General features: G+C 70.8%; 7 protein-coding genes. 4 read left to right on the plus strand and 3 right to left on the minus strand.

Annotated features, from left to right (window positions below):
• On the plus strand, positions 1-3202 hold a 3202-nt coding region (gene mfd / locus L0P92_RS40075; protein WP_234768059.1), incomplete at its 5' end, for a transcription-repair coupling factor.
• A 43-nt stretch (positions 3203-3245) separates the two neighbouring features.
• Here mfd and L0P92_RS40080 read toward each other — a convergent pair.
• Together L0P92_RS40080 and L0P92_RS40085 are read right to left on the minus strand one after the other, a co-directional pair.
• Positions 3246-3695, minus strand: coding sequence for an SgcJ/EcaC family oxidoreductase (locus tag L0P92_RS40080; protein WP_234768060.1), 450 nt, complete (start codon positions 3693-3695; stop codon positions 3246-3248).
• A 149-nt stretch (positions 3696-3844) separates the two neighbouring features.
• Positions 3845-4030, minus strand: a complete 186-nt coding sequence (locus L0P92_RS40085) for an antitoxin (RefSeq protein ID WP_234768061.1) — start codon at positions 4028-4030, stop codon at positions 3845-3847.
• Between the two features lie 212 nt (positions 4031-4242).
• On the opposite strand from L0P92_RS40085, the gene L0P92_RS40090 reads away from it, so the two are divergent.
• Positions 4243-5019: an HNH endonuclease family protein gene (locus tag L0P92_RS40090; protein WP_234768062.1), complete on the plus strand. Its 777-nt coding sequence runs from the start codon at positions 4243-4245 to the stop codon at positions 5017-5019.
• Positions 5020-5082: 63 nt separating this feature from the next.
• Positions 5083-5826, plus strand: coding sequence for a GNAT family N-acetyltransferase (locus L0P92_RS40095; RefSeq protein ID WP_234768063.1), 744 nt, complete (start codon positions 5083-5085; stop codon positions 5824-5826).
• A 33-nt stretch (positions 5827-5859) separates the two neighbouring features.
• Here the strand turns inward: L0P92_RS40095 and L0P92_RS40100 are convergent, their stop codons facing one another.
• Positions 5860-6558, minus strand: coding sequence for an Rv1352/Rv1906c domain-containing protein (locus L0P92_RS40100; RefSeq protein WP_234768064.1), 699 nt, complete (start codon positions 6556-6558; stop codon positions 5860-5862).
• 259 nt (positions 6559-6817) lie between these two features.
• Between L0P92_RS40100 and L0P92_RS40105 the strand changes: the two genes are divergently transcribed.
• Positions 6818-7236 (plus strand): helix-turn-helix transcriptional regulator (locus L0P92_RS40105; RefSeq protein WP_372497411.1); only part of this gene is annotated, 419 nt, incomplete at its 3' end.

The raw sequence follows: 7236 nt of genomic DNA on the forward strand, positions 1-7236 counted from the left end.
ACGCGGCGGCGGCGAGGGCCCCGACGACCCCGAGACAGGCCCGGTCTCCGTCGTCGTGGCCCCCGTCCGCTCCGTCCTGCAGCCCCAGGTCAAGGGCCTCGGCGACCTCGAACCGGTGGCCTTGCGGACCGGTCAGACGGCTGACCTGAACGAGATCGTCGAGGCCCTCGCCGCCGCCGCGTACGCGCGCGTGGAGCTCGTCGAGAAGCGCGGCGAGTTCGCCGTACGAGGCGGCATCCTCGACGTGTTCCCGCCCACCGAGGAACACCCCCTGCGCATCGAGTTCTGGGGCGACGACGTAGAGGAGATCCGCTACTTCAAGGTCGCCGACCAGCGCTCCCTCGAAGTCGCCGAGCACGGCCTGTGGGCCCCGCCGTGCCGCGAACTCCTCCTCACCGACGACGTACGCGCACGCGCGCGTGCCCTCGCCGAGGAGCATCCCGAGCTCGGCGAACTGCTCGGCAAGATCGCCGAGGGCATCGCCGTCGAGGGCATGGAGTCCCTCGCGCCGGTCCTCGTCGACGACATGGAGCTGCTGCTCGACGTCCTGCCCAAGGGCGCCATGGCCGTCGTGTGTGACCCGGAGCGGGTACGCACGCGTGCCGCCGATCTCGTGGCCACCTCGCAGGAGTTCCTCCAGGCGTCCTGGGCCGCCACGGCCGGCGGCGGCGAGGCGCCCATCGACGTCGGCGCGGCCTCCCTGTGGTCCATCGCCGACGTCCGGGACCGGGCGCGCGAACTGCAGATGATGTGGTGGTCGGTGTCGCCGTTCGCGGCTGACGAGACGCTGGACGCGGACACCCTCAAGCTCGGTATGCACGCCCCGGAGTCCTACCGCGGCGACACCGCGAAGGCTCTCGCCGACACCAAGGGCTGGCTCGCCGACGGCTGGCGCACGGTCTTCGTGACCGAGGCCCACGGCCCGGCGGCCCGCACCGTCGAGGTGCTCGGCGGCGAGGGCGTGGCGGCGCGCCTGGAGACCGACCTGGGCGAGATCTCCCCCTCGATCGTCCATGTCGCCTGCGGCTCGATCGACTACGGCTTCGTCGACCCCGCGCTCAGGCTCGCCGTCCTGACCGAGACCGACCTGTCCGGCCAGAAGGCGGCCGGCAAGGACGGCGCCCGGATGCCGGCCCGCCGCCGCAAGACCATCGACCCGCTCACCCTGGAGACGGGCGACTACATCGTCCACGAGCAGCACGGCGTCGGCCGCTACATCGAGATGGTGCAGCGCACCGTCCAGGGCGCCACGCGCGAGTACCTCGTCGTCGAGTACGCCCCCGCCAAGCGCGGCCAGCCCGGCGACCGCCTCTACATCCCGACCGACCAGCTGGAGCAGATCACCAAGTACGTCGGCGGCGAGGCGCCCACGCTGCACCGGCTGGGCGGCGCCGACTGGACGAAGACCAAGGCGCGCGCGAAGAAGGCCGTCAAGGAGATCGCGGCCGACCTGATCAAGCTGTACAGCGCGCGCATGGCGGCCCCCGGGCACGCCTTCGGCTCGGACACCCCCTGGCAGCGGGAGCTGGAGGACGCCTTCCCGTACGCCGAGACCCCCGACCAGCTGACGACCATCGCCGAGGTCAAGGAGGACATGGAGAAGTCGGTCCCGATGGACCGCCTGATCTGCGGCGACGTCGGCTACGGCAAGACGGAGATCGCGGTGCGGGCCGCGTTCAAGGCGGTGCAGGACGGCAAGCAGGTGGCCGTCCTGGTGCCGACGACCCTGCTGGTCCAGCAGCACTTCGGGACGTTCTCCGAGCGCTACTCGCAGTTCCCGGTGAACACCCGGGCCCTGTCCCGCTTCCAGACCGACACCGAGGCGAAGGCGACCCTGGAGGGCCTGCGCGAGGGCTCGGTGGACATCGTCATCGGCACGCACCGGCTGTTCTCCTCCGAGACCAAGTTCAAGGACCTGGGCCTGGTCATCGTCGACGAGGAGCAGCGCTTCGGCGTCGAGCACAAGGAGCAGCTGAAGAAGCTGCGCGCGAACGTCGACGTCCTCACGATGTCCGCGACCCCGATCCCGAGGACCCTGGAGATGGCGGTCACGGGCATCCGCGAGATGTCCACGATCACGACCCCGCCGGAGGAGCGCCACCCGGTCCTGACCTTCGTCGGCCCGTACGAGGAGAAGCAGATCGGCGCCGCGATCCGCCGCGAACTGCTGCGCGAGGGCCAGGTCTTCTACATCCACAACCGCGTCGAGTCGATCGACCGCGCGGCCGCGCGCCTGCGCGAGATCGTCCCCGAGGCACGGATCGCCACGGCCCACGGGCAGATGTCCGAGCAGGTCCTGGAGCAGGTCGTCGTCGACTTCTGGGAGAAGAAGTTCGACGTCCTCGTCTCGACCACGATCGTCGAGTCCGGCATCGACATCTCCAACGCCAACACCCTGATCGTCGAGCGCGGCGACAACTTCGGCCTCTCCCAGCTGCACCAGCTGCGCGGCCGGGTCGGGCGCGGCCGCGAGCGCGGATACGCGTACTTCCTCTACCCTCCGGAGAAGCCGCTGACGGAGACGGCCCACGAGCGTCTGGCCACCATCGCCCAGCACACCGAGATGGGCGCGGGCATGTACGTCGCCATGAAGGACCTGGAGATCCGCGGCGCGGGCAACCTCCTCGGCGGCGAGCAGTCCGGCCACATCGCGGGCGTCGGCTTCGACCTGTACGTCCGGATGGTCGGCGAGGCCGTCGCCGACTACCGCGCCTCGCTGGAAGGCGGCGTGGAGGAGGAGCCGCCGCTGGAGGTCAAGATCGAGCTCCCGGTCGACGCCCACGTCCCGCACGACTACGCGCCCGGCGAGCGGCTGCGCCTGCAGGCCTACCGTGCCATCGCCTCCGCCAACACGGAGGACGACATCAAGGCCGTACGCGAGGAACTCGTCGACCGCTACGGCAAGTTGCCCGAACCGGTCGAGAACCTCCTCCTCGTGGCAGGCCTGCGCATGCTCGCCCGCGCGTGCGGCGTCGGCGAGATCGTCCTCCAGGGCAACAACATCCGCTTCGCACCAGTGGAGTTGCGCGAGTCCCAGGAACTGCGGGTCAAGCGCCTCTACCCGGGCACCGTCATCAAGCCGGCCGTGCACCAACTGCTGGTGCCGCGCCCGAAGACCGCGAAGGTGGGCGGAAAGCCGCTGGTCGGGCGGGAGTTGCTGGGCTGGGTCGGGGAGTTCCTGGCGTCGATCCTGGGGTCGTGACCACCCCGGGCGAGGGGCGACAGGGTACGGCGCCGCACGTGCCCTAGCCGCCCCGTACCTCGGTCCGCACCTCGGTGTTCTGGCAGGCGTGCAGCAGCCAGCGTCCGTCGCTCTGCCTGGTCATGACGTAGAGCGGGGCGCCCTCGGTGTCGGTGGTGCCGTCCGGTGAGTGGTAGATCTGCCGGACCTTGACAGCCGCCACGTCGGGCCGCAGGAACCGGGTGTGCGCTACCTCGTAGGTGACCTCGCCGTCCCAGCTGGCGGCGGGCAGCACGGCGCGGGTGAACTCGGCGATGGCGTCGAGGCCGATGAGGACCTTGCCGTGGGCGGTCGTCCAGAGCGCGTCGGGGTGGAAGAGGGCGAGGAAGCCCTCGGCGTCCTTGGCGCGCTGGGTGCGTTCGACGGTGGCGACTACTTCGGCGATGGCGTCGAGGTCCGCCTCGTTGTCAGCGTTGTACGTGCTGTCCGCGGTGTCAGCTGTTTCGGTGGTCATGGCGATCACTCTGCGACCTCAAGCGGACTTGAGGTCAAGCCGCACTTGCCTCGGCCGCACGAAGCCGTCCGCGGGAGGTGGGTCTCCGCGGACGGCGTCGTCGGTCGGTGCCGTGCCCGACGGCTCTCGTGCTCCTCCGGCCTCGGCCTCTACTGCTGCTCGGGCGGCCGGTCGCGGTCCATGCCGAGTCCGCGCTCCATGCGCTGCTGCGCGTCGTCGACCTGGCTCTCGTACTTGTTGCCCGTCTTCTCGTTGACCTGCCGCTCCGCGGCGTCGGACATGTCCCTGGCCTTGTCCTGAGCGTGACGGTTCTTGAACCTGTCGAAGATGCCCATCCAAGAGCTCCTTCCGGAGGTGACTCACCACCGACCATACGCCCGGGATGTGAGGTATGCGCGCTTGGTCCGTTTGAGGTCTGGACCACTTGAATGCCGCCGTGCGCCGGGTCGCTACCGTGTGCACGACGCTGTGCCCGGGGAAAACCGGGAAGACCGCCGGTGCGCGGCGGGGCGGGCGGAGCGGGACCGGGCTGCAAGGGGAGGGACGCATGGTGGCGCGTCGAAGGGGCGGGGCGGCGAGCGCCGCCGCGATGCTCGGCATGGTGCTGGTACTGGCGGGCTGCGAGAACGTCGACCTGCCGTCGGCCGGAGCCGAGCCCTCCGGCTCCGCCCCCGCCGCGGGCACCGGCCGGGCGGTGAGCCCACTGGACAACCCGGACGGCACGAAACCCGGACTCGCGCCCCTCACCTCGGAAGCCGACCGTGCCGAGGCACGGGCCCTCATCGAGAAGGTGGCGACCAAGGGCCGCGGCCCGAGGACGGGCTACGAGCGGGACAAGTTCGGCTACGCCTGGATGGACTCGGCCCCGGGCGGCATCCCGTTCGCCCGCAACGGCTGCGACACCCGCAACGATCTCCTCAAACGCGACGGCGAGGACGTCCGCTTCCGCTCCGGCTCGGACTGCGTCGTGTCCTCCATGACCCTGCGCGACCCGTACACGGGCCGCACGATCGACTGGGCCAAGTCCCGCGCCACGACCGTACAGATCGACCACGTCATGCCGCTGTCGTACGACTGGCAGATGGGCGCCTCCCGCTGGCCGGAGGGCAAACGCCAGGACATCGCCAACGACCCCCTCAACCTCATACCGGTCGACGGCCCCACCAACAGCTCCAAGGGCGACTCCGGCCCCGCTTCCTGGCTGCCCCCGAACAAGCGGATCCGCTGCAGTTACGCGGTGCGCTTCGCCCAGGTGTCGCTGAAGTACGAACTGCCGGTGACGACCGCCGACAAGGAGATGATGCTGGGTCAGTGCGGCGGCTGACCCGGGCGTGCCCCGCGTAAAATCGCTGGTCGGCGCGGTCGCCCCAGCTCTACGGTGGCGCGTATGGAGCTGAAGGTATCGAGCCTCGCCGAACGCCCCGAGATGCTCGGCCGGGTCATGGAAATGCCGGACACCTGGCCCGAGTTCACGACCCAGGACCCGGTGGGCAACGCCCACTACGGCCGCATCCCGCGCGAACTCCCGCAGTACGCGCTGTTCGCCGAGGACGAGCGGGGCGAGGTCGTCGCCCACGCCTACAGCGTTCCCTTCGCCCTCGCCGCCGAGGGCCGGGGCCGGCTGCCCGCCCGGGGCTGGGACGAGGTGCTGGTGTGGGCCTTCGCCGACCTGCGCCGCGGTACCCCGCCCGACACCGTCAGCGCCATCTCCGTCGTCATCGCCCCGCACGCCCAGGGGCGCGGCCTGTCCGCCCGTATGCTCACCGCGATGCGTGACAACGCCCGGGCCCACGGCTTCCGCGAGGTCGTCGCCCCCGTCCGCCCCAGCGCCAAGCATCTCGAACCGCACACCCCCATCGAGGAGTACGCCCGTCGCGTACGCCCCGACGGCCTGCCCCACGACCCGTGGCTGCGTGTCCACGCCCGGGCCGGCGCCACCATCGACTCCGTCGCCCCGGCCTCGATGACCGTCGCCGGCTCGCTGGAGCAGTGGCGCGGCTGGACCGGTCTGCCCTTCGACACGGCCGGTGACATCGAGGTGCCGGGCGCGCTGGTGCCGGTGCGGTGCGAGCCGGAGCGGGGTCACGCGGTGTACGTCGAGCCCAACGTGTGGATGCGGCACCCGCTGTGAACCGCCGTCCGGCCGTGCCCCGCGACGGCCGGGTCAGCCGGACTTCTTCCAGTCCTGGCAGCCCGTGGTCTTGAAGTACGCGTCCGAGGCGCTGATCGTGACGACGGCCGAACCGGTCACGTTGTCGTTCGCGGTGATCGACTCCAGACCGTGCTCGGCGTCCTTGGCGCGCTCCCAGTAGCAGGAGTCGTCGGTGTTGCCGGTGGACTTGTAGGTGCCGGGGGCGATGTCGACGCCGACTCTGAACATGCCGCCGTCGCCGGCCATCGTCGTGGCGGGGGAGCCCTTGGCCTTCGCCTTGTCGTCGACGGCCTCCCAGTCCTCGCAGCCGCTCGACGAGAAGAGCTTGTCGGTGGCCTTGACGGTGACGTAACTGGTGCCGGTCACATTGTCGTTGGCCAGCAGCGAGTCCACCTCGCCCGAGGAGTCCTTGGCCCGCTCCCAGTAGCACATGCCGTCGGTGTTGCCGGTGGTGCGGTAGGTCCCGGGCTTCAGGTCCGAACCGACCTGGAAGTCGCCGTCCCCCGCGAACGCGGCCTTCTTCTCGGCGGCCTCGGCCGTGTCCTTCCCCTTCTCGCCGCCGGTGCGCTCCCCGGACGACGAAGAGGCCTTGTCCCCGCTGCCGGTGCCGCCGGTGCCGCCGGAGCCGCCGTCTCCCGCGTTCGCCGACACGGCGCCGATGACGACGATCCCCACCACGGCGCCCAGCGCGATCTTGCCCTTCATACCCATGGCTGTGTCCCCTCCCTACGCGCGGCGACCGCCGCCGAATCGGTAGTCGCTCGTTCGCTGCGTCAATAAGAGCAGAGCGTGTGAACCGAGTCAACACGATTCACGCGATGTCGTGTGTACACGGCCGTGAATGGGTCGATCTTGCGTACGTCGGTATGCTCGGCGCCACACGCGGACACGAGGACGCGGGGGACGGCGCGGATGACGCGGTTGGCGCGGACGACGTGCCGCGACGCGGATGACGAGGGGAGCAGGCGGGATGCAGGACAACGCGACGGAGGTGACCGCCGCCGGGATCGCCCGGCTCGCCGGTGTCGGCCGTGCCGCCGTCAGCAACTGGCGCCGCAGGCACGCCGGCTTCCCCAAGCCGGTCGGCGGCACCGAGACCAGCCCCTCCTTCGCCCTCGCCGAGGTCGAGGCCTGGCTGCGCAAGCAGGGCAAACTCGCCGAGGTCCCGCTGCGCGAACGGGTCTGGCAGCAGCTCGCCGGCCACCCCGAGGGCCCGGTCACGGCACTGCTCCACGCCGGCTGCGTCCTGCTGCTGATCCATGACCGGCCCACGGTCTGGCTGGAGATCGGCGCCGGTTCCGACGAGCGACTCGCGGCGATGCTGCCCGGGGCGCTGGAGGAGGTGCTGGTGCCGAGGTTCGGTGTGGTGGCCAGGCGTGGGGGTGGCGG

Source organism: Streptomyces muensis (genome assembly GCF_021474425.1).
GTDB lineage: Bacteria > Actinomycetota > Actinomycetes > Streptomycetales > Streptomycetaceae > Streptomyces > Streptomyces muensis.

What these genes read in the sequence shown, in the direction of transcription:
- L0P92_RS40080 (WP_234768060.1), bottom strand. Translation starts at nt 3,695, where the DNA reads ATGACCACCGAAACAGCTGACACCGCGGACAGCACGTACAACGCTGAC.
- L0P92_RS40100 (WP_234768064.1), bottom strand. Translation starts at nt 6,558, where the DNA reads ATGGGTATGAAGGGCAAGATCGCGCTGGGCGCCGTGGTGGGGATCGTC.
- L0P92_RS40085 (WP_234768061.1), bottom strand. Translation starts at nt 4,030, where the DNA reads ATGGGCATCTTCGACAGGTTCAAGAACCGTCACGCTCAGGACAAGGCC.
- L0P92_RS40095 (WP_234768063.1), top strand. Translation starts at nt 5,083, where the DNA reads ATGGAGCTGAAGGTATCGAGCCTCGCCGAACGCCCCGAGATGCTCGGC.
- L0P92_RS40090 (WP_234768062.1), top strand. Translation starts at nt 4,243, where the DNA reads ATGGTGGCGCGTCGAAGGGGCGGGGCGGCGAGCGCCGCCGCGATGCTC.